We start from the raw sequence: 21,387 nt of genomic DNA, 5'->3' as shown, positions 1-21,387 counted from the left end.
CAACACCGGTTTGCACGACCGCCGGGCCCGACGGGTTCACCCGGACCCGGCGCGGACCGAACCCGAACACCGCGCCGCACGTGTCCCGTGGTGCGGGCCCGTGCCCGCCGCACCATCGGCCGGATCCGCTTCCACGCTGGGATACTTGATGAGCTGGGATATTCGATGAGTCGTCACCTCCTCACCGTCTCGCCGACCCGGCCGGACGCCCACCGGACCATCGGCGGCGCGCTGGCCGCCGCCCGCGAGGGCACCATCATCACCGTGCTGCCGGGCCACTACACCGAGAACCTGGTCATCACCGTCCCGGTCACCATCGTCGCCGAGCCGGCCCCCGGCCCGGACGGCCCAAGCGTCACGGTCGAGGCCGCGACCGGCAGCGCCGTGCGGCTGACCGCCGAGGCGGCCACCATCTGCGGCCTCACGCTGGTCAGTTCGGACAACCAGGCGCCCACCGTGGACGGCGCGCAGGGCCGGCTGACCCTGGAGGAGTGCGTGCTGCGCGCCGACGCCTGGGCGGCCGCACTGGCCCGCGAGGGCGCCGCGCTGGTGCTGCGCGACTGCACGGTGACCAACCCGGGTGGGGCCGGCGTGGTGGCCGCCGGCGGCGAGGCGATGGTGGCCGGCTGCACCATCGAACGGATCGGCAGCTCGGCGATCGTGATCTCCGCGGCGGCCAACCCGGTGATCCGCGACTGCACGCTGCGCGACATCGCCGGCAACGCGGTCTGCGCGGGCGACCGGGCCCGCGGCACCGTCGAGTCCTGCGACATCTCGCGGATCGAGAGCCCCGCCCTGGCCTTCGAGAAGGAGAGCACCACCACCGTCCGCTCCTGCGTGGTGCACGACATCGACGACACCGCCGTGCACATCGCCAGCCGGGCCCGGCCCACCCTGGAGGACTGCGAGATCAGGGACGCCGGCGGCCACGGCTTCGCGGTCACCGAGCACGCCGACCCGGTGGTCCGCCGCTGCACGGTCCGCCGCACCAGGGGCCACGCGTTCAGCCTGTCGGCCGGCGCGCGCGGCCGCTACGAGGAGTGCCGGGTCAGCGAGATCCAGGCGCCGGCCCTGTGGGTCGGCGACGGCGCCGCGCCGACCGTGGTGGGCGGTGTGCTCAGCGACTGCAACGACGTGGGCCTGGTGCTCGGCGACGGCGCCGGCGGCACCTTCGAGGGCCTGGAGATCCGCGACCTGCGCAGCCACGGCATCGGCATCCGCGGCGGCGCCAACCCGCTGCTGCGCAAGCTGCGGATCCACGGCTGCCAGGGGCACGGCGTGGTGGTGCTGGAGCAGGGGCGCGGCCGGATCGAGGACTGCGAGATCTCCGGTACCCGGTTCGCCGCGATCGCCACCTCCGACGGCGGCAACCCGATGGTCCAGGCGACCCGGCTGATCGGCAGTTCGGACGCCGGGGTGCTGGTCGGCGCGGGCGGCCTCGGGGTGTTCCGCGACTGCGAGATCCGCGACGCGGCGCTGCACGGCGTCGCGGTGGAGGACGGCGGGGACGTCTCGCTCACCCGGACCAGGGTGCGCGGCTGCGGCGGCGACGGCGTCCACCTGGCCGAACGCACCCGCGCCTCGCTCAACGGCTGCGAGCTGGAGGCGAACGGCGGCGACGGGATCGCGGTGCGCACCACCGAGCCGGTCTCGGTGCGCGGCTGCACCACCCGCGGCAACGCGGGCGCCGGGCTGCGCCAGCACCTGCCGAACCAGCGCCTGACCATCGAGGACCTCAGCAGCGAGCGCAACGGCAAACCCGACGCCTACGGCACCGCCGCCGCCACCGCGGCGCCGCAGCCCGGCGACCCGCGCCGGGCCGACGCCCGGGCGGCGACGCCCGCGCCCACGGCCGCCCCCGAACCGGTCGCACCCGCCGAGCCACCGCGCTCGCTGGCCGAGCTGCTCAAGGAGTTGGAGAACCTGGTCGGTCTGACCGGGGTCAAGCAGGAGGTGGCCTCACTGGTCAGCCTCAACCAGCTCGCCCAGCGCCGGGCCGCCGCCGGCCTGCCCGCGCCGCCGATGAGCCGGCACCTGGTCTTCGCCGGGCCGCCCGGCACCGGCAAGACCACCATCGCCCGGCTCTACGGCCAGATCCTGCGCGCGCTCGGCGTGCTGCGGCTCGGGCACGTGGTGGAGGTGGCTCGGGCGGACCTGGTGGCGCAGATCGTCGGCGGCACCGCGCTGAAGACCACCGAGGTCTTCGACTCGGCGCGCGGCGGCGTGCTCTTCGTGGACGAGGCCTACACGCTCAGCGGCAAGGAGAGCGCCGGCCCGGACTTCGGCCGGGAGGCGATCGACACCCTGGTCAAGCTGATGGAGGACCACCGCGACGACGTGGTGGTGATCGCCGCCGGGTACTCGCACGAGATGCGCACCTTCCTGGCCGCCAACCCCGGCCTGACCTCGCGCTTCACCCGCACCATCGAGTTCGACAACTACAGCACCGCCGAACTGGTCACGATCGTCGAACGCGACTGCGTCCGGCACCAGTTCGTGCTGGAGGAGGGAACCCGGCGGGCGCTCACCGCGCACTTCGACCGGATCCCCAGGAACGAGCACTTCGGCAACGGCCGGACCGCGCGGCAGGTCTTCGAGGACATGGTGGGCCGCCAGGCCCAGCGTCTCGGCGCGCTGCCGGAGACGGGCGAGGCCGACCTGGTCCGACTGCTGCCCGAGGACCTCGGGGTGGCCGCCTCGGCCGGCGTCGGGACCTCGGCCCGGGCGGCGGACCGGGCCGGCGTCGACGAGCTGAGGGCCAAGCTGACCGCGATGGTCGGCCTGGAGCGGGTCAAGCACGACGTCACGGACCTGGTGAACCTGATCGCGGTGGCCCGCCAGCGCGAGCAGGCCGGACTGCCGGTGCCGCCGCTCTCCCGCCACCTGGTCTTCTCCGGCGCCCCCGGCACCGGCAAGACCACGGTGGCCCGGCTCTACGGCCAACTGCTCACCGCCCTGGGCGTGCTGGCCCGCGGCCAACTGGTCGAGGTGGCCCGGGCCGACCTGGTCGGCGAGTTCGTCGGACAGACCGCCCAACGCACCCGCGAGGTCTTCGACAAGGCCCGCGGCGGCGTGCTCTTCATCGACGAGGCCTACACCCTCACCCCACGGGGCGCCACCGGCGGCGACTTCGGCCGGGAGGCCGTGGACACGCTGGTCAAGCTGATGGAGGACCACCGCGACGAGGTGGTGGTGATCGCCGCCGGCTACGCCGAGGAGATGGACGAGTTCGTCGCCGCCAACCCGGGCCTGGCCTCCCGCTTCTCGCACCGGATCGAGTTCGAGAACTACGCACCCGAGCAGCTGGTCACCATCCTGGACCGGCACGCCACCCAGTCCGGCTACCAACTGGCCGACGAGACGAAGCAGTTGCTGCTCGGCCACTTCGCCGTGGTGGAACGCGGCCGGACCTTCGGCAACGCCCGCTACGCCCGCCAGGTGCTGGACTCGATGATCACCAGGCAGGCCGGCCGGCTGGCCGGGCTCACCGCCACCCTGGACGACCTGCGGCTGCTGCTGCCGCAGGACGCCTCGGCGGTGGTCTGACACCCGTGCGCCGGAGGGACGTTGAACACTCGCCCGTCCGGCGCACGGTCAGCAGGGTGGACGAGGCTCAGTGCTCGCCCGGCACCCAGACGGCGGACTCCTCCTCGTCCGGGTCCGGCAGCAGCAGGAAGTCGGCCGCCCGCGATACCGTCTCGTCGTCCGGGGCCGGGGCGATGAAGTCCGCGTACCGGATGTGGGCGAGCAGCGCGGGGTCCGGCGCGAGGCCGTGGCGCTCCAGGAAGTAGCCCACGGCCTCGGTCCAGACCCACTCGCCGTCGGTGAGGAAGCCGAGCGGGACCACGTCCCCGGCGGCCGGGTCCAGCGGGTCGGGCATCCGCGAGGTGGTGCTGAGCACCGGCCGGCCGGCCGCCAGGTACTCCAGCAGCCGGGCCCGCAGCGCCAGGTCCTCGACGAGCGGGTGGTCGGGCGCGAAGCCGGGGCCGTGGACCGGGTCCACCTGGTCGTAGATCCGGGCCACCTGGAACTCCGGCGCGCCGCTGTCCCCGCTCGCCCAGAGCAGCAGCGCCGCATCCAACGCCCGGCGCTGATAACCCGTCAGTTCCGCGCCGACGGCCACCACCTCCACCCCGGCGCGCTGCTCGCCCACCGCGTCCAACGCGTCGTAACAGGTGCCCGCCAGGGCCGGCGCGGCCGCCGGCTCGCCGGTCTGCACCAGATACACCCGGCGGTCCGGCTCCTCGCCGAACACCGACTGCCGCCAACACCGCCAGACGCCCTCCACCTGCTCGCCGCAGGCCTCGGCCGCCAGCAGCAGCGCGTCGTCCACGGCATCCCGGCGGATCGCCGCACCCGGGCCGGTCTCCACGAACTGGTAGGGCAGATCAGGAAGCTGATCAACCGTCAGAAAAACTTCTGTGCCGCCGAGCTGCTCGATCGGATCCGGATCCCCGGCCAGCTGCCGGGCGGTCGTGAGCTCGGCCGGGGTCACCGCCGCGCCACGGTCGGCCAGTGCGTCCAGCGCGGTGGCCGCCGCCGTACTGATCTCGCCGTCGGCCAGCGCCCGGCGGGCCGCCCGCAGCGCATCGTCGGGCAGTCGGCCGGCCAGCGCCAGCAAGAGTTCATGGCAGGCGGCATCGCGCAGCTGGGGCTCCGACATGCTCGGGTCACCGTCCTTCGGGAATCGGGTCAACTACTCAGGAACAGCAGGCCGTTGGCGTCCAGCCCGAGCGGGAAGAAGTGCCGGGGCTGGGAGCGGACGACAGGCGCGGCAGCCTTCGCGGCGCCGGCGCCGTGGCGGGAGGGGACGGGCCGCGCACCGTCCTCGCCCGGTGCGGCGCCCAGCGCGGTCCGCAGCCGGTCCAGGATCGTGCGGTCGGCCTCGGTCAGCTCGACCGTGCCGTCCGGACCCGGCTGCGCACCCGCCCGGGGGCTCTCGCGCAGGTAGACCACGGCGGGCCCGGACTCCTGCGCCGCCTCCACGTCCAGCACCAGGAACTCCGTGCCGGCCACGAAGAGCGCCTCCTCGCCGGCGCTGCCGGTGTCCAACCAGCCGGTGCGCCGGGCGGTCTGCGACCAGACGGCGTACCGCACCCGCGCCGTACCGGGGGCCTCGCCGCCGGCGGCCCTACCGGGCTCCGGGCTGGGCTTCGTACCGGGTTCCGCTGCGGGGTGGGGTGCCGGGACGCCCGCCGGGGAGGTCGCCCCCGAGACGAAACCGGGCTCGATCAGCGGCAGGCCCGGACGGTACCGCGCGAGTGCCTCGGCGGAGAGCCGCGCCGAGCGGAAGACCGCTCCCCGGTACGCCGGGAGCACCCGCAGCCCGGAGACCAGGCAGGCGGTGTGCGCCCGGGCTGGGGACGGGTTGGCGCTGCGCAGCACGTCGTCCAGGTTGAGCGGCTCGCCGCACAGGTAGGCGCGCAGGGCGGCCAGATCGACGGCCACCACGTCCTCGGCCTCCCGGGAGGAGCGGGGGGAGGCGCCGCGCAGCGCGGGACGCTGGGCGAGCGCCCGGGCGACCGCGACCACGTGCTTCTCGTGGCGCGAGCCCGCGTGTTCGCGGTAGCGCTGGCGCTCCTCGGGGGTGCTGGCGTGCAGGCGGGGGACCAGGACGACGGCGCGCACGGGAAAGGTCTGGGCGACGGGCTCGGCTACGGGCTCCCGCGTCGGCTCGGGCTCCGGCGCCTGGGTCGGTGTCGGTGTCGGGCCGAGCGGCAGCGCCGCCGACGGAGCCGCTGCCACCGTCACCTCGGCCGCGCCGGGATCACTGTCGATCACCGGTCCCAGCGCCAACGGCTCACGGTGCGGCGCGAACCGCACCCAGTTCCCGTCCGTGGCGGTCTCGGTCTCGGTATCCGCCTCGGCCGTCGCCACCACCCGCAGGCCCGACGGCCCGTGCGGTACGACCTCGCCGTCCGGCGCGGTGAGTTCGGCGGCGAACTCGTCACTGAGCCGCTGCAGGTCGCCGGCCAGCTCCGGGGCCGCCGCGTACGGCCAGAGCAGCCGCACCCGGGCCGGCTGCCAGCGGGCCAAGGCGGTGAGCAGCGCGGTCAGCGCCTCCAGCATCGCCGGCTCCCGCCCGACGGCCCGCACCAGCACGGTGAGATGGTTCGGATCGGGTCGCAGCCAGCCGGCGGAGCGCATGAAGCCGGCGGCCGGATCCGAGGTCTGATGCAGCACCAGGCCGGCCGGGACCCGCTGCAGCAGCACGCCCGGCACATCCGGCACCTTGCCGGGCCGCACCCCGCGTGCCAACAGCGCGAGCTCCCAGGGCGGGCACGGATGCAGCGCGCCGCACGGCTCCGGCGGCAGGTGCGGGCGGAACCGGCGCCACTGCCAGAAGGTGTGCGGGCGGCCCGGATCGAAGCCGGCGACCGCCACCAGCCCGTCGGGCGCGCTCAGCAGGTGGCCGCTGGAGGCGACCAGGTCGAGATCGAAGCGGTCCGCGAGATCCTGCGCCAACGCGCCGTCCACCAGCGCGAGCACCAGCCGCACGGCCCGCGGCTGCTGCGGCGGCAGCAGGGCCAGGGTGGCCTCGACGGCGCGGGTCACCTCCGGGCCGGGCCCGTCGGCGTCCACCACCAGGGTCAGCCGCTCCGGATCGCGCGCCACCCGTCCGGCCGCCGCGGCCCGGACCGTGTCCGAACTCCCGGCGGAGAGCCAGATACCCGCCGGGATCTGCCACGCCGACCAGCCGTCACCGACCGTGGCCACCGCCGACCGGCTGACCAGAGCGCTCATCGAAAACGGCCACCCCTCGTGGAAATTCGGGCAATCCTGGTGTCACCTCGATGCACGGGTCCGACCGGCGAGTGGTTCACCCAGAGCCACCACGACCTGCCCTACGGGTGGATCGAGAGCAGCAGCTGACCAGTGCCGGAGCGCACCTCGAAATGGTCGATCGCGTCCGGCTGCAGGGCGGTGGCGGCGGTGATCGACACCGCGGCCGAGGCGCCCGGCGCGCTGGGCGCCGCCACGGTCCAGCCGCCGATGGTGCGGGCGGCGCCCGTCCGGTCCACCACGAACAGCGCGCAGTCGCGCGGTCCTTGGCCGTCCCGCAGTTCGAGCAGTACCTCGGTGCCCCAGTCGTGCCGGGCGGTGCCCAGTCCGGCCCGCACGCCCGTCACGGGATCGGCGGCGATCACGGTGACCGCCGGTCGGTGGGCGGCGCCGGCGGCGACGCCCGCGTCGAAGGCGCGAGTCAGGACACAACTGGCCGCCATCAGGGCCAGCGCGCCGAGCAGGACGGCGAGCCGTCTTCGCAGGGCCGCTCGGCGCCGCTCACTGTGCATGTCACCCAGCAGGCCGCGCAGGACCAGGTCGTCCGGACCGAGGTCGGCGTGGAGGTCGTTGGGCGCCACCACCAGTCCTCCTTCGCTCACCGAGTCGCGCACGGCGGCCGGTCGGCCCTGAGCCGTCCAGTCGGCCCTGAGTCGTCCAACGGTACGCGCGCGTGGCTAGTGGGCGAGAACACCACGGCGGGTCAGACTCTCACGCAGCGCCCGCAGTGCGTAGTGGCTGCGCGACTTGACGGTCCCCTGCGGGACACCGAGCCGGCGCGCGGCCTCGGCCACCGAACAGCCCCGGTAGTAGAGCTCGACCAGCACCGCACGGTGGCTCGGGCTCAGCGTCTCCATCGACTCGTGGAAGGCGGCCCGGGTGGTCACCCGCTCGATCGCGTCGTCGGGCAGCGGCTGGGCCTCGAGTTCGGCGTCGCCGATCTCCTGGGGCCGTACCGCCTGCGCCCGCCGGGCGTCGATCACGATCCGCCGGGCGACGGTGAACAGCCAGGGCCGGATCGACAGATCCTCGGCGAGCAGAGCCTCCGGGTGGCGCCAGAGCCGCAGGAACGTTTCCTGGACCACGTCCTCGGCGCGCTGCCGGTCATAGATCAGCGACAGCGCGAACTTCAGCACGGCCGCACCGTGTTCCTGGTAGACGGCGCGCATCACCCGCTCGTCCACGTGCTCGGCCGCCCGCGCGGCCCGTTTGCCGCGGGTTCGGGTGTTGGCGGTCGTCGCGGCGGAGCCGGCCAGGCGAGCGGCGGTCAGCGTCGGGCTCACGAGGTCACCGTCCTTCGAGGGTTCGGGAAAGCGAGAGGGTTCGGGGGTGCGAGAGCTCGGGACCACGGGAGCTCGGCACTACAGGAGCTCGGGACCACGAGAGCTCGGCGCTACGGGAGCTCGGCACTGCGAGAGAGCGAGAGTTCGGAACGAGCTCCTGCGGCCACCGTAGAGAGCGCTCTCGACCGCCGGAACGGCCACCGCTACCGGCCGCGCCGAACGGCGGCAACCCAGCGGCGCACGGCTGACCGACCAGCGCCGAACGGGTGAGCGCATGCGCCGAGCGGCAGGAACGGTCGCGCCGAACGGTCGGGCGGCGCGCCGAGTGGCGAGGGCGACACGCAGCCGTGACCTTCAGCGGTCGCCGTGCGCCCCACGGGCCATGACGCCGAGTCAGTCCCGGGGTACGCCGTCCCCACCCGGCAGGCGGGCGGCGCGCAGTGCCGGCAGGGCCGAAAGCGCGGCCGCCGCGGCTGCGGTAAGGGCGGCCAGGGTGAGCACGGCGCCGATCGACGGCGCTCGGGCGATGCCCTCGCCCACGCCGCCGGTCCGGCCCTGCAGGTCGATCAGCCGGCGGGCCAGCGGGACGCCCAGCGCGGTGCCCAACGCCACCCCCGCGAGGGCCAGCGCGGCGCCCCGGGTGGCCATCATGGCGCCGGCCTGCCGTGGCGTCAGCCCGATGGCCCGCAACAGGCCCAGGTCGTAGCGGTGTTCGCGCAGGCCGGTGGCCGCCGCCGTCAGCAGCTCGGCCAGGGCGATCAGACCCAGCAGCACCAGCAGGCCGACCACCGAACCGCGCAGCGCGGTCAGCTGAGCGGCCGGGTCGGGGGCCGGGCGCACGTCCAGCTGCCCGGCCAGGCCGGCCAGGGCGGAAGTGCGGGTGGGGAGTTCGCGCTGGACCCGGGCCGGGTCGCTGCCCGGGCGCAGCACCATGCTGTAGAAGGCGGGCCGGCTCGGGTCGCCGGGCCGGTCCAGGGTGTCGAGCCCGGTGGAGATCACCCGGCCACCGCGCTCGGGCTCCAGGTTGCGGCCGACGATGTGCAGGATGCGTGGGGTGCCGCCGGTGGTCACCCGGACCCACTGGCCGACCCGGACGTCGAGCAGGTCCAGCGCTCCTTGGCCGGCTACGGCCTCGTCGGTGGCCTGGACGCCGCGTCCCTCCACCACCCGGAACGGGAACGGCACGGTGCTGCTGCCGAGCGCGCGCAGGGTGAGCGTGGCGGACTGGCCGGGCGCCAGCGCCTCCAACTCGACCCCGGGGTAGACCCCGGCCGAGGCCGGGTCGGCGGCGAGCGCCTCGCGCAGGGCATCGGGGTTCGGGGTGCCGCTGCCTGCACTCCCCGGCGCGCCGGCAGGCGCACTGCCGGTGCCGCCACCGCCCGCCCCGCCCCCGCCACTCACCTGTCGCACCGTCAGGACCGCCGACCGCACGCCCCCCGCCGAGGTCCGAGCCACCGCGTCCAGGGTGGCCCAGGTGCTCAGCGCCAAGGTGCAGGCCAGGATCGGAACGGTGAGCCGCAGCACGGTGACGGCGCTCGGCCCTCGGTGCCGCAACGCGCTGCTCAGACCCAGGACCAGAGCCGGCGGCAGCCGGCGCAGCGCGCCGAGCCGGGCCGGGCGGGGGCCGCGCTGCCCATCCGGGTGCCCTCGGCGGGCGGCACCGGTGCCACCTGGGCGGCCCGGTAGGCGGGCAGCGCGGCGGCCAGCCCGATGGCGGCGAGCGCCACGGCCGTGACGGCGCCGGTGACCGACGGCCCGACGGGTAGTGGCCCGCCCGCGAGGACCGGCCAGAGCCGTCCTGCGAGTGCGGCGCCGCCCGCGCCCAACAGGGCGCCGGCGCCGGCGAGCAGCAGGTGCTGCGCGGTGAACATCCGCACCACCTGGGCGGGCGTGAAGCCGAGCGCCTTGAGCAGCGCGATGTCGCCGGTCCGCGCGCGGATCCGGCCGCCGGCCGCGCCCGCCACCGCGAGTGCGGCGGCGAGCAGCGCCGCCAGGCCGGTGAGGCCGAGCAGCAGCCCGGCCAGCCGGTCGTCCTGGGCCCGGTCGGCCCGCGCGTCCAGCCAGGTGCTCAGCCGGGTCACCCGGCCGGCGCCGACCGAGGTGACGGCGCGCTGCGCCGCGTACCCGGCGGTGGCGGGGTCGGCGAGCCGCAGTCCCACGGTGCGGCCCTGGGCGGCCCGGTCGGGCTGGATCAGGTCGAGGGTGGCGGGCAGCACCCAGCCGAGGCCGAACCCGGCCTCGGGGTAACGGATCTGGTCGGGGCTGTCGGCGATGCCGAGTACCTGCAGCTGGATCAGCTGCCCCCGCTCGCCGAGCAGGGTGAGCCGGTCGCCGGGCCGGGCCCAGGCGGCGTCGGCGGCCGAGCGTTCCAGCACCAGTCCGTCGAGGACGGTCGGGTCCAGCCAATGGCCGGCGGTCGGCAGCGGTCGCGGGGCACCCGGAGCGTCCGCCCGCAGGGTGAGCGGGATCCGGTCACCACCCCCGCCGCTCCCACTGCCGGTCAGTGTCGCGTTCGCCGTGTGCTGCTGGGCGGTGAGCGAGAGGACGCCGGGCAGTTGGGCCAGCGCGGCCAGCCCGGGATCGTCACCGATCGGCGCGCCCGTGCCCGCCCCCGCTGCTGCCGCCGACCCGGTGTCGATCCGCACGTGCGGCGCCTGGGCCTGGCGGAACTGGCGCTGCCAGGGGTCGGCGGTGCCCAGCAGGGTGCCGGCGAGCAGCAGTGCGGCCACCGTGCCGGCGGTCGCCGCCACCACCAGCAGCGAGGGTAGCCGGTGCGAGCGCAGGTCGGCGCGGATCCACCGCAGGACGGCGCGCACGACTCACCCGCCCAATTCCGGATCGACCTGCGGTGCGGTGCGGTCGCCGCCGACCGGCGGCTTGACCCGCCGCCGCGCACCCGGCGAGCCCGGCACCTTCGTTCGGGGAGCGCGCCCCGCCCCCAGCTCCAGGATCCGCCGAACGGCCTCCGTGTCCCGTCCCGGTTCCGGTTCCGCGACCCGGGAGTCGTCGGCGATCCGGCCGTCGAAGAGGCTGATCACCCGGTCCGCGCTGCTGGCCACCCGGGCGTCGTGGGTGACCAGTACGATGGTGCGGCCGAGGCGGTGGTAGCGGGTCAGCAGGGCCAGCACCTCGCGGGTGCTGCGGCTGTCCAGGTTGCCGGTGGGCTCGTCGGCGAGCAGCAGGTCGGGGTCGTTGACCAGGGCGCGGGCCAGCGCGACCCGCTGGCGTTCACCGCCGGAGAGCGCTCCCGGTCCGGCGGTGGCCTTGTCGCCGAGGCCGAGTTCGGCGAGCAGTTCGCGGCGCCGGGCCCGCGCGGTGCGGACCGGGACACCGGCCAGCAGGGCGGGCAGTTCGACGTTGTCGGTGACGTTGAGGTCGCCGAGCAGGTTGCCGCTCTGGAAGACGATGCCGAGCCGGCGCCGGCGCAGCACCGCCCAGTCGGCCTCGCCGAGCCGGTCCACCCGGCGGCCGTCGAGGCGCAGCTCGCCCTCGTCGGGCCGGAGCAGGCCGCCGAGCAGGTGCAGCAGGGTGGACTTCCCGGCCCCGGACGGCCCGGTGACCGCGACGAACTCGCCGCGCTCCACCCGCAGGCTGACGCCGCGCACGGCGGGGACCGTCGCCGAGCCGCTCAGGTGCGCCTTGACCAGCCCCTCGGCCAGCAGGAGCGGTGCCGGCCCGTCGGCCGACCGCTGCGCCTCCGGCCCGTTGGCGGACAGCCGTGAATGCGGCCCGTCGGCCGACCGCCCTGGCTCTTGCGCGTCGGCCTCGGCCGGCGGCCGGGCGGCCGGTACCGCTGTCGGCTCCGGGTCGGTCACGTCAGCTCCTCCTGACAGCGTTCCAGCCAGTCCAGGTCCGCCTGCAGGTGCAGTACGGCGCCCTCGATGAGCAGTTGGGAGACCCGGTTGCCCTGTTCCTCGGCGGCCAGCCGGTTCAGCCCGCGCATCATGGTGAGGCAGTGGCGGCGCTGGTTGTTGATCAGCGTCAGCTGGTCGGCGAGCTCGGTGCCGGGCGCCAGGACCAGCTTCATGAAGAACTCGTCGCGTACCCGGGGGCCTTCGGTGGGCGCCGCGAACCACTCGGCGAGTTCCTGGATGCCCTCCTCGGTGATCTCGTAGACCTTCTTGTCGGGCCTGCCGTCCTGGGCCACCTCCTGGCCGCGGATCAGCCCGCCCTTCTCGAGTCGACCCAGGGTGACGTAGATCTGACCGATGTTCGGCTGAGGGTACGCCGGGCCGAAGGTCTGCTCAAGGCCCTGCTTGAGTTCGTACCCGTAGGCGGGCGCTCTGGCCAGCAGGGCCAGCAGCTGGGGCCGCACCGGAACCGCCACCTCCTCTCGATCGCGCTGGTCACGCCTTGGCCACACATTACGGGGGACTCTGACCGTGGTCGCCGGTCGGGAGGTATAGGTTGACGGATTTCCGGTGTGGGCGCACCGGTCAAAGCTCGGGGAGGTTCAATGTCGAACCGGCCGGCCGCGCAGTCCCCCCTCAGCAGGCGGACGCTCGCGGGGGCGCTGGCGGGCGGCACGCTGCTCGCCGGTGGCGCCGGCGCGCTGGCCTGGCGTGTGCTCGCCGGCGGCGCCGAGCCGGCCGGAGACCCGAACGGCACCGGGCCGGTCACGCTGGCGACCGGCAAGGACACCACCGGCTACCTGCGCGGCGTGCTGGCCGACTGGAACGCCGCGCACCCGGCCGAGCCGGCCGAACTGGTCGAGCTGCCGGAGGCCGCCGACGAGGTGCACGCCCAGCTGGCGGGCGAACTGGGCCGGGGCGACAGCCGCTTCGACGTGCTCAACCTGGACGTGGTCTGGACGGCCGAGTTCGCCGCCCGGCGCTGGATCGCCCCGCTGGACGAGGCGCGGTTCCCGCTGGACCGGTTCCTGCCGCCGGTGCTCTCGGCCGGGCGCTTCGCGGGGCGGCTGTACGCGGTGCCGTACGTGGCGAACGCCGCGATGCTCTACTACCGCAGCGACATCCTGGCCGCCGCCGGTCAGCAGCCGCCCACCAGCTGGGCCGAGTTGGCGCGGCAGGCGAGCACGCTGGCGCCGGCGGCGGGCCTGGCCGGGTACGCGGGCCAGTTCAAGCCGTACGAGGGACTGACGGTCAACGCGCTGGAGGCGGTCCGCTCGGCCGGCGGCGACCTGCTGGACGGCAGCGGCGCGGTGGTGGTGGACAGCGCGCGGGCACGGGCGGGGCTGGAGTTCCTGGCCGGCGGGCTGCGCGCGGGCTGGATCCCGCAGGCGGCGCTGGAGTACCAGGAGGAGGAGTCCCGGCAGGCCTTCCAGGACGGGCACCTGCTCTTCCTGCGGAACTGGCCGTACGTCTATCCGGCGGCGCAGGGCCCGGGCTCGGCGGTGACCGGCCGGTTCGGGGTGGTCCCGCTGCCGGGGCCGGACGGTCCGGGCAGCGGCGTGCTGGGCGGCTCGGGCCTGGCGGTCAGCCGCTTCTCGCGGCGCCAGCGGACGGCGCGGGCGCTGATCGCCGAACTGACCGGGCGGCAGGTGCAGCGCCGGGTGCTCGCCGAGGGCGGGCTGCCCCCGGTCTGGGCGGACCTGTACCAGGACCCGGAGCTGGTGGCCCGGTTCCCGTACCTGCCGGTGCTGCGCAGCGCGATCCTGGCGGCCGGCGCGCGGCCCGGGATCCCGCAGTACCAGCAGCTCAGCCTGGCGGTCAGCGAGGCCTCGTACGAGATCCTGCGCGGCCGGCGGACGGCCGCCGACGGGCTGGCGCGCCTGGCGGCGGACCTGCGGGACATCGTCCGCTGACAGCTGCTGCATAACCGCTAGGTAGACCCCGCGGTCTGACGCTGCGCAAAAATCACTGTTGCTGAAGGGCTAGTGGCGACGTGCGCCCAGCGGTATACCTAACACGAATGTATGAGCCACTCCCCGAGAGACGGTGCAGCATGCACACGCCCACGCTCCCGAGCGCAGTACTCGGACCCACCGCCCAGCGCACCGCCACCGGGGCGGGCTGGTGGCGGGACGCCGTGATCTACCAGGTCTACGTCCGCAGCTTCCGCGACAGCGACGGGGACGGGATCGGCGACCTCGGCGGGGTCCGCGAGCAACTGCCGTACCTCAAGCGCCTCGGCGTGGACGGGATCTGGCTCAACCCGTTCTATCCCTCGCCGCAGCACGACCACGGCTACGACATCACCGACCACCGCGCCGTCGACCCGGTCTACGGCGACCTCGCGGAGTTCGCCCAACTGGTGTCCGCCTGCCACCGGTTGGGGCTCAAGCTGGTGGTGGACGCGGTGCCCAACCACTGCTCCATCGAGCACCCGTGGTTCCGGGCGGCGCTGGCGGCCGGCCCGGGCAGCCCCGAGCGGGCCCGTTTCCACTTCGCCGAAGGCCGGGGCGAGAGAGGCGAGTTGCCGCCCAACAACTGGCGGGCGATGTTCGGCGGCCCGGCCTGGTCGAGGGTGGCGGACGGTCAGTGGTACCTGCACCTGTTCACTCCGCAGCAGCCCGACTTCAACTGGCGCCATCCGGCGGTCGCCGAGGAGTTCGAGCAGGTGCTGCGGTTCTGGCTGGACCAGGGCGTGGACGGCTTCCGGATCGACGTGGCGGCGGGCCTGTTCAAGCACCCCGAGCTGCCCGACTCCCCGGACCCGGAGGCCGACGAACGGGCCCGCGACTCGGTCAACCCGCTGGCCTGGAACCAGCCCCAGGTGCACGAGATCTGGCGCTCCTGGCGGGCCATCTGCGAGGAGTACACCGCCCGCGACGGCCAGGACCGGCTGCTGGTCGGCGAGGTCTCCGTGCCCACCCCCGCCGACCAGGCCGGTTACCTGCGCCCCGACGAGCTGCACCAGGCCTTCTTCTTCCACCTGCTGCACGCGCCCTGGGACGCCAAGCAGTTCTGCCGCGCGATCGACGAGGGGCTGCGCGACATCGCCGCGACCGGATCCACCGTCACCTGGGTGCTCAACAACCACGACCAGATCCGCACGGCCAGCCGGTTCGCCGGCCCCGACCCGGTCTCCGGCCCGGCCCGGGCGGCGGCCGCCGCCCTGCTGATGCTGGCGCTGCCCGGCGCCGCCTACGTCTACCAGGGCGAGGAACTCGGCCTGCCGGAGGTCACCGACCTGCCCGACGAACTCATCACCGACCCGATCTTCCACCGCACCGGCAGCCGCATCGGCATCCGGGACGGCTGCCGGGTCCCGCTGCCCTGGTCCGGCGGCCAGGCCCCGTACGGATTCAGCCGCGAGGGCGCCGCCGCGCCCTGGCTGCCCCAGCCCGCGCACTTCGCCGCGCACACCGCCGAGCGGGTGCTCGCCGACACCGGCTCGATCTGGCACCTGTACCGCGACGCGCTCCAACTGCGCCGCGCACTGCCCCAACTCGGCGAAGGGACGCTGACCCGCCTGCACACCCCGCCCGGCCTGCTCGCCTTCGAGCGCGGCGAGGGCTTCGTCTGCGCCGTCAACTTCAACGACGGCCCGGTCCCCGCGCCCTGCCCAGGCACCCCACTGCTCGCCAGCGGCCCGTGCCCGCCCGGCATCCTGCCGGCCGGCACCGCCGCCTGGTGGATCTCGCTCTGACCCGTCGCACCCCCTTCCGCACGCTCCGGGCGGGCCACCTCCCGCCCATCGATCCGAGAGGACGTCTCGACGATGAGACTGCACCGCACCACCACCGCCCTGGCCGCCACCCTGGTCACCGCCACCGTCGCCACCGCCTGCAGCAGCAGCGGAGGCGGCGCCAAGAACAACGACAGCGCGAGCAGCCAGGAACTCAAGGGCCAGACCGTCTCGGTCGCCGCCGTGTGGACCGGCACCGAGCAGGAGAACTTCAAGAAGGTGCTGGACGCCTTCACCGCCAAGACCGGCGCCACCACCACCTTCATCTCCACCGGCGACAACCTGTCCACCCTGGTCGGCAGCAAGATCGCCGGCGGCGACCCGATGGACGTGGTGATGGTCCCGCAGCCCGGCGTGCTGCAGCAGTTCGCCAAGCAGGGCTGGCTGGAGCCGCTGGCCCCGGCCGTCACCGAGGCCGCAGGGAAGAACTTCGCCGCCGTCTGGTCGAACCTCGGGACGGTGGACGGCAAGCAGTACGGCCTCTACTTCAAGGCCGCCGACAAGTCGACCGTCTGGTACAGCCCGCAGGCCTTCCAGAACGCCGGGGTCCAGCCGCCGACCAGCTGGGCCGAGCTGCTCAAGGCGAGCAAGGCGGTCTCCGACTCCGGCCTGCCGGCCTTCTCGATCGGCGGGCAGGCGGGCTGGCCGCTCACCGACTGGTTCGAGAACGTCTACCTCTCGCAGGCCGGCCCCGAACTCTACGACAAGCTGACCAAGCACCAGATCCCCTGGACCGACCCCTCGGTGGTCAAGGCCCTGACCACGCTGGGCCAGCTGTTCGGCGACCCGACCCTGGTGGCCGGCGGCACCAAGGGCGCCCTGCAGACCGACTTCCCGACCTCGGTGTCCCAGGTCTTCGGCCCGCAGCCGAAGGCGGCGATGACCTATGAGGGCGACTTCGTGGGCGGCGTGGTCTCCGGCGACCTGAAGAAGACGGTCGGCACCGACGCCAAGGTCTTCGCCTTCCCGGCCGTGGACGGCGGCAAGGCGCCGGTGATGGGCGGCGGTGACGCGGCCGTGGTGCTCAAGGACGGCCGGGACAAGGCGGCGGCGCAGAAGCTGGTGGAGTTCCTCGCCTCGCCGGAGGCGGCGGCCGTCTGGGCCAAGGCCGGCGGCTTCCTGTCACCGAACAAGGCGCTCGATGCGGCCGTCTACCCGGACGACACCACCCGCCAGTTCGCCAAGTCGCTGATCGACGCCGGGGACGGCTTCCGCTTCGACATGTCGGACCAGACCCCGGCCGCCTTCGGCGGTACCGCCGGCACCGGCGAGTGGAAGGACCTGCAGGACTTCCTGGCCAACCCCGCCGACGCCCAGGGCGCGGCGGCGCGCCTGGAAGCCGACGCGGCCAAGGCCTACCAGGGTTGATCGCCGCCATGCCGACGACCGCCCACCGGCCCAGCACCCCCGTCGCCGCCGCTCGTCGGCGGCGCCGGGTGCTGGCCCTGCTCTTCACCCTGCCCGCCCTGCTCCTGCTGGGCGCCCTGGTGGTGTACCCGATCGGGTACTCGCTGGTCCGCAGCCTCTTCGACGCCACCGGCCACCGCTTCGTGGGCCTGGGCAACTACGGCGAGGCCGTCCACGACAAGGCCACCCTCACCGCCCTTCGCAACAACCTGGTCTGGGTCCTGGTGGCCCCGGCCCTGGTCACGGTGATCGGCCTGATCTTCGCCGTGCTGACCGAGAAGGTCCGCTGGGCCACCGCCTTCAAGCTACTGGTCTTCATGCCGATGGCGATCTCCTTCCTGGCCGCCGGCATCATCTTCCGCCTGGTCTACGACGCGGACCCGCACCGCGGCATCCTCAACGCCGCCGCCGTCACCGTGCACGACAGCTTCCACGACGACTCCCCGTACCCGGGCGCCCGGCCACGCGACAACACCGGCCTGACCGCCCAGCCCGACGGTTCGCTGCGCACGCCCGCCACCGGCACCACCGTGCTGCTCCCGCTGGTCGGCATCGCCCCCACCGCCGTCCCCGCAACCGCCCGCCCGGCCGGCGCCCCGGCCTCGGGCGACGGGGTGAACGGCGTGGTCTTCCTCGACTTCGTCCCCGGCGGCGGCGGTCACCCCGGCCAACTCGACCCGGGCAAGAAGGGGTTGCCGGGAGTCAGCGTCCAACTGGTCGACGGCGGACGCAAGCTCGCCACCACGACCAGCGCCGCCGACGGCTCCTTCCACTTCGCCGCCAGGCCCGGCGCGACCGCCCAGGTGGTGCTGCCGGCCGCCGACTTCGCCAAGCCCTACAACGGCGTCGACTGGCTCGGCCCCGCCCTGGTCACCCCCGCCATCATCGGCGCCTACCTGTGGATCTGGGCCGGCTTCGCGATGGTCATCATCGGCGCCGGCCTGGCCAACCTGCCGCGCGAACTCCTGGAGGCGGCCCGGATCGACGGCGCGGGGGAGTGGCAGGTCTTCCGCCGGATCACCGTCCCGCTGCTGGCGCCGGTGCTGGGCGTGGTCTTCGTGACCATGGTGATCAACGTGATGAAGATCTTCGACCTGGTCTACATCATCGCCCCTGGCCCGGTTCAACAGAACGCCAACGTGCTCGCGCTGCAACTGTGGCTGGTCTCCTTCGGCGGCGGCAACAACCAGGGCCTGGGCAGCGCACTCGGCATCCTGCTGCTGCTCCTGGTGGTCCCGTTCATGATCCTCAACATCCGCCGATTCCGGAGGAGTTAGCAATGGCCGTGCAGAGTTCGCGCGCCGCCCGGCTGGTCGCGCTCACCCGCAGTGGAATCGTGCAGTCCGTCCTGGTGGTCGCCGCCCTGGTCTGGCTCACCCCGACGATCGGCCTGCTGGTCTCCTCACTGCGCCCCAAGCAGCTGAGCTCGGCCACCGGTTGGTGGACGGTGCTCAAGGCGCCCTCCCAACTCACCCTGCAGAACTACACCGCGCTGCTGCACGGCACCGGCGTGCTCGGAGCGCTATGGAACACCGTGCTGATCGCGGTGCCGGCCACGCTGCTCACCGCCGCGCTGGCCGCGCTCGCCGGGTACGCCTTCGCCTGGCTGGACTTCCGCGGCCGCGACACCCTCTTCCTGGTGGTGGTCGGCCTGCTGGTGGTCCCGGTCCAGATCGGCCTGATCCCGGTCGCCAAACTGATGGGCACGGTGGGCCTGTTCGGCACCATCCCCGGCGTGGTGCTGTTCCACGTCGGCTACGGCCTGCCGTTCGCGGTCTTCCTGATGCGCGGCCACTTCCTGGAGATCCCGCACGAGATCCTGGAGGCCGCCCGGGTGGACGGCTGCGGCGAGTGGCGGATCTTCCGCTCGCTCGCGCTGCCCCTGGCCGCCCCCGCCCTGGCCTCGCTCTGCATCTTCCAGTTCCTCTGGGTGTGGAACGACATGCTGGTGGCGCTGATCTTCGCAGGCACCGACAACCAGCCGCTGACCGTGCTGCTGCAGTCCCAGATGCGCCAGTTCGGCAGCAACCTGGACGTCCTGGCGCCCGGGGCCTTCCTCTCCCTGCTGGTCCCCGTCATTGTCTTCTTCTCCTTCCAGCGCTACTTCGTTCAGGGAGCGATGGCAGGATCGGTCAAGTAGGGGACGGGAATGGATTTGTACTGCTTACACTCCTCGCGGAGCGACTCGAAGTGCAAAGGAGCACCGCACCGATGACGCGATGTCAGCGAGGACTTCGGTGACCGGCGGGCTGTGGACGGCGCTTCTGGTGCTGAGCTGCTCGGCGGTCGCCTACGCGCTCGGACGGTGGCTCCGGGTCGGCCCCAGGCCCGGCTGGACACCCGGCGACGGCCCGGCCGGCTCGGTCGAACGCGCCACCTTCCACACCCTGCACACCGCCTCGCTCGCCGCCCCGCCGCTGCGCGCCGGGCTGACCACGGACAGCGCCCGCAAGGCGGCCCGCCAACTGCGCTCGCTGCTCGGCAGCCCGGCCCTGTGCCTGCTGGACGAGGAGCAACTGCTCGCCTGGGAGGGCAGCGGCAGCCACCACCGCGAGGAGGTGCTGGCCCACGCCAGCCGGACCGGACCGGCCGGGCGGCCCCGAGTGGTGCCGCTGACCTGCGACGACGCCGAGTGCCGGATCCGTTGGGCGGTGATCGCGCCACTGCGGGTGGACGACGCGCACCGCGGCCAACTGGTGGCCCTGGCCGAGCAGGAGTCGGACTCACTCGCCCGGGCCGCCCACGAACTGGCCCGCTGGACCTCGGCCCAACTCGAACTGGCCGAACTGGACTGGGCCCGGACCCGGCTGATGGAGGCGGAACTGCGCGCGCTGCGGGCCCAGATCTCGCCGCACTTCATCTTCAACTCGCTCGCCGTGATCGGGTCGTTCATCCGCACCGACCCGGAACGGGCCAGGGAGCTGCTGCTCGGCTTCGCCGACTTCCTCCGGTACTCCTTCCGGCGTGGTGGCGACTTCACCACCCTGGCCGAGGAGTTGGGCGCCATCGAGCACTACCTCAAGCTCTCCCGGGCCCGGTTCGGCGAGCGCCTGCAAGTCACCTGGCGGGTGGCACCCGAGGTGCTGCCGGTGGCGGTGCCGTTCCTCTGCCTGCAGCCGCTGGTGGAGAACGCGGTCAAGCACGCGATGGTCGGCCGGCAGACCACCCTGATCACCATCGCCGCCGACGACGAGGGCTCCACCGCGCGGATCGTGATCGAGGACGACGGCGCCGGCATGGACCCGAAGGACCTCGCCAAGGTGCTCGCCGGCGAGGTCGGCCGGGAGGCCGGGATCGGGCTCGGGAACGTGGACGAGCGGCTGCGCCAGGTCTACGGCAAAACCCACGGGCCGGTGATCGAGACGGCGGTCGGCGCGGGGATGAAGATCACCATCCGGATACCCAAGTACCACCCCGGGGTGCAGGCCAACCCGCGGCCGTTCCCACAAGGGGACTGAGGGATCGTCAGCCCTGTGCCGGGATGCTGAGCAGGCGGTCGCCGCCCATGGTGGCCACCTCGAAGTGGTCGAGGTCGGGGAGTGCGATCGCCGCCCCGCCGTGCACGATCAGGTGCTCCGGATGCCCGGGCACGCCGTAGCCGGCCGCCGGCACGTTCCACGAGGTGATGTTCTCCCGCTCGCCCTGCTTCGAGACGGCGATCAGGCTGCACTTCAACGGGCCGGTCAGACGGCTGAGGTCCAGGCCGATGTGGGTACCCCACTGCTTGCTCTCCAGCCCCACCGTGCCGGCCAGCCCGGTGCGCGGATCGACGGCACTGTGCTGCTCGCCCCAGAGGACCAGCTGCACGGCCGGTGAGGTCGGCAGCGGCGCCGGCCGACCGGCCGGCGGCGCCAGTCGCACCGCGAGCAGCGCACCCACCAGGACCATCGCGCCCGCCGCGCCCAGCGTGCAGAGCCGCCGCACCCCGCGGACCCGCCGGGCCACCGCGAGCTCGCCCAGCAGCCCGCCGTGCATCCGCATCGGCGACTCGGCACCGAGGTGACGCTGCGTCGACGCCACGCGCTGACTCCTCGTTCTCCGGGCAACTCCGAGGCGACCAAGCCGGAAAGGGCCCAGTACCCCGGCACATTGTCCCACGCAGCAGGGCGTGCGCGGGTTCATTGCCGGGTCATCCGCCGCAACAGGCCGGTACCGCTGCACCGCCCGCGGGCCGAAACAGGCAGCCCATGACGTGGTTTCGGGCAGCTGACGATGCGTCAGGTCTCCGCTGCACCGGCGCTGGGCTGGGTCCACGCGGCCCGGAAACGGGCATGATTCGGGCGCGTTTGCGCCGGTCATGGAGGGCGGTGCGGTCCCGGCCCGG

At 74.0% G+C, this 21,387-nt stretch carries 15 protein-coding genes and 1 pseudogene; 7 read left to right on the top strand and 9 right to left on the bottom strand.

The features are described from left to right. The first annotated feature begins 165 nt into the window (after nt 1-165). On the top strand, nt 166-3,546 hold the full coding sequence (locus BR98_RS01835; protein WP_035839312.1) for a right-handed parallel beta-helix repeat-containing protein: 3,381 nt from the start codon (nt 166-168) through the stop codon (nt 3,544-3,546). Nucleotides 3,547-3,613: 67 nt separating this feature from the next. Here the strand turns inward: BR98_RS01835 and BR98_RS35925 are convergent, their stop codons facing one another. The 8 genes and pseudogenes from BR98_RS35925 to BR98_RS01800 form a co-directional block, all read right to left on the bottom strand. After that, complete coding sequence (locus BR98_RS35925) at nt 3,614-4,663, bottom strand: hypothetical protein (RefSeq protein ID WP_051969196.1); 1,050 nt, start codon at nt 4,661-4,663, stop codon at nt 3,614-3,616. Between the two features lie 29 nt (nt 4,664-4,692). Next, nucleotides 4,693-6,744, bottom strand: coding sequence for a hypothetical protein (locus tag BR98_RS01825; protein WP_035839309.1), 2,052 nt, complete (start codon nt 6,742-6,744; stop codon nt 4,693-4,695). 101 nt (nt 6,745-6,845) lie between these two features. After that, nucleotides 6,846-7,364 carry a hypothetical protein gene (locus BR98_RS01820; RefSeq protein WP_157537312.1) on the bottom strand — a complete coding sequence of 173 codons (519 nt, stop codon included), beginning with the start codon at nt 7,362-7,364 and terminating at the stop codon, nt 6,846-6,848. Nucleotides 7,365-7,460: 96 nt separating this feature from the next. Then, nucleotides 7,461-8,066: a sigma-70 family RNA polymerase sigma factor gene (locus tag BR98_RS01815; RefSeq protein ID WP_232247197.1), complete on the bottom strand. Its 606-nt coding sequence runs from the start codon at nt 8,064-8,066 to the stop codon at nt 7,461-7,463. 393 nt (nt 8,067-8,459) lie between these two features. Further along, a complete protein-coding gene (locus tag BR98_RS40805; RefSeq protein WP_051969195.1) occupies nt 8,460-9,620 on the bottom strand; it encodes an FtsX-like permease family protein in 1,161 nt (386 codons plus the stop codon). A gap of 8 nt (nt 9,621-9,628) precedes the next feature. After that, nucleotides 9,629-10,882: an FtsX-like permease family protein gene (locus BR98_RS40800; RefSeq protein ID WP_051969194.1), complete on the bottom strand. Its 1,254-nt coding sequence runs from the start codon at nt 10,880-10,882 to the stop codon at nt 9,629-9,631. A gap of 156 nt (nt 10,883-11,038) precedes the next feature. Next, nucleotides 11,039-11,782, bottom strand: a pseudogene (locus BR98_RS01805) (ABC transporter ATP-binding protein); the annotation flags it as partial. A gap of 95 nt (nt 11,783-11,877) precedes the next feature. Further along, nucleotides 11,878-12,381 carry a PadR family transcriptional regulator gene (locus tag BR98_RS01800; RefSeq protein ID WP_035842437.1) on the bottom strand — a complete coding sequence of 168 codons (504 nt, stop codon included), beginning with the start codon at nt 12,379-12,381 and terminating at the stop codon, nt 11,878-11,880. Nucleotides 12,382-12,522: 141 nt separating this feature from the next. Here BR98_RS01800 and BR98_RS01795 point away from each other — a divergent pair, with 141 nt between their 5' ends. The 6 genes from BR98_RS01795 to BR98_RS01770 all read left to right on the top strand — a co-directional run bounded on the left by BR98_RS01795 (nt 12,523) and on the right by BR98_RS01770 (nt 20,521). Then, on the top strand, nt 12,523-13,830 hold the full coding sequence (locus tag BR98_RS01795) for an ABC transporter substrate-binding protein (protein WP_083975858.1): 1,308 nt from the start codon (nt 12,523-12,525) through the stop codon (nt 13,828-13,830). A gap of 140 nt (nt 13,831-13,970) precedes the next feature. Next, nucleotides 13,971-15,617 carry a glycoside hydrolase family 13 protein gene (locus BR98_RS01790; RefSeq protein WP_035839305.1) on the top strand — a complete coding sequence of 549 codons (1,647 nt, stop codon included), beginning with the start codon at nt 13,971-13,973 and terminating at the stop codon, nt 15,615-15,617. 72 nt (nt 15,618-15,689) lie between these two features. Next, nucleotides 15,690-17,024 (top strand): ABC transporter substrate-binding protein, encoded by a 1,335-nt coding sequence (locus BR98_RS01785; RefSeq protein ID WP_035839302.1) that lies wholly within the window; start codon nt 15,690-15,692, stop codon nt 17,022-17,024. 8 nt (nt 17,025-17,032) lie between these two features. Then, complete coding sequence (locus BR98_RS01780) at nt 17,033-18,340, top strand: carbohydrate ABC transporter permease (RefSeq protein WP_035842433.1); 1,308 nt, start codon at nt 17,033-17,035, stop codon at nt 18,338-18,340. A 2-nt stretch (nt 18,341-18,342) separates the two neighbouring features. Beyond that, a complete protein-coding gene (locus tag BR98_RS01775) occupies nt 18,343-19,203 on the top strand; it encodes a carbohydrate ABC transporter permease (protein ID WP_157537310.1) in 861 nt (286 codons plus the stop codon). Nucleotides 19,204-19,282: 79 nt separating this feature from the next. Then, nucleotides 19,283-20,521 carry a sensor histidine kinase gene (locus BR98_RS01770; RefSeq protein ID WP_083975856.1) on the top strand — a complete coding sequence of 413 codons (1,239 nt, stop codon included), beginning with the start codon at nt 19,283-19,285 and terminating at the stop codon, nt 20,519-20,521. Between the two features lie 7 nt (nt 20,522-20,528). Here the strand turns inward: BR98_RS01770 and BR98_RS01765 are convergent, their stop codons facing one another. Further along, nucleotides 20,529-21,083: a hypothetical protein gene (locus BR98_RS01765; protein WP_051969193.1), complete on the bottom strand. Its 555-nt coding sequence runs from the start codon at nt 21,081-21,083 to the stop codon at nt 20,529-20,531. Nucleotides 21,084-21,387 lie beyond the last annotated feature (304 nt).

This window comes from Kitasatospora azatica KCTC 9699, from assembly GCF_000744785.1.
Classification (GTDB): domain Bacteria; phylum Actinomycetota; class Actinomycetes; order Streptomycetales; family Streptomycetaceae; genus Kitasatospora; species Kitasatospora azatica.
The sequence above is the reverse complement of the archived record's forward strand: the minus strand, read 5'-3'. Positions and strand labels throughout refer to the sequence as shown.

What these genes read in the sequence shown, in the direction of transcription:
- BR98_RS01825 (WP_035839309.1), bottom strand. Translation starts at nt 6,744, where the DNA reads ATGAGCGCTCTGGTCAGCCGGTCGGCGGTGGCCACGGTCGGTGACGGC.
- BR98_RS01790 (WP_035839305.1), top strand. Translation starts at nt 13,971, where the DNA reads ATGCACACGCCCACGCTCCCGAGCGCAGTACTCGGACCCACCGCCCAG.
- BR98_RS01770 (WP_083975856.1), top strand. Translation starts at nt 19,283, where the DNA reads ATGTCAGCGAGGACTTCGGTGACCGGCGGGCTGTGGACGGCGCTTCTG.
- BR98_RS35925 (WP_051969196.1), bottom strand. Translation starts at nt 4,663, where the DNA reads ATGTCGGAGCCCCAGCTGCGCGATGCCGCCTGCCATGAACTCTTGCTG.
- BR98_RS01785 (WP_035839302.1), top strand. Translation starts at nt 15,690, where the DNA reads ATGAGACTGCACCGCACCACCACCGCCCTGGCCGCCACCCTGGTCACC.
- BR98_RS01780 (WP_035842433.1), top strand. Translation starts at nt 17,033, where the DNA reads ATGCCGACGACCGCCCACCGGCCCAGCACCCCCGTCGCCGCCGCTCGT.
- BR98_RS01775 (WP_157537310.1), top strand. Translation starts at nt 18,343, where the DNA reads ATGGCCGTGCAGAGTTCGCGCGCCGCCCGGCTGGTCGCGCTCACCCGC.
- BR98_RS01795 (WP_083975858.1), top strand. Translation starts at nt 12,523, where the DNA reads ATGTCGAACCGGCCGGCCGCGCAGTCCCCCCTCAGCAGGCGGACGCTC.
- BR98_RS01835 (WP_035839312.1), top strand. Translation starts at nt 166, where the DNA reads ATGAGTCGTCACCTCCTCACCGTCTCGCCGACCCGGCCGGACGCCCAC.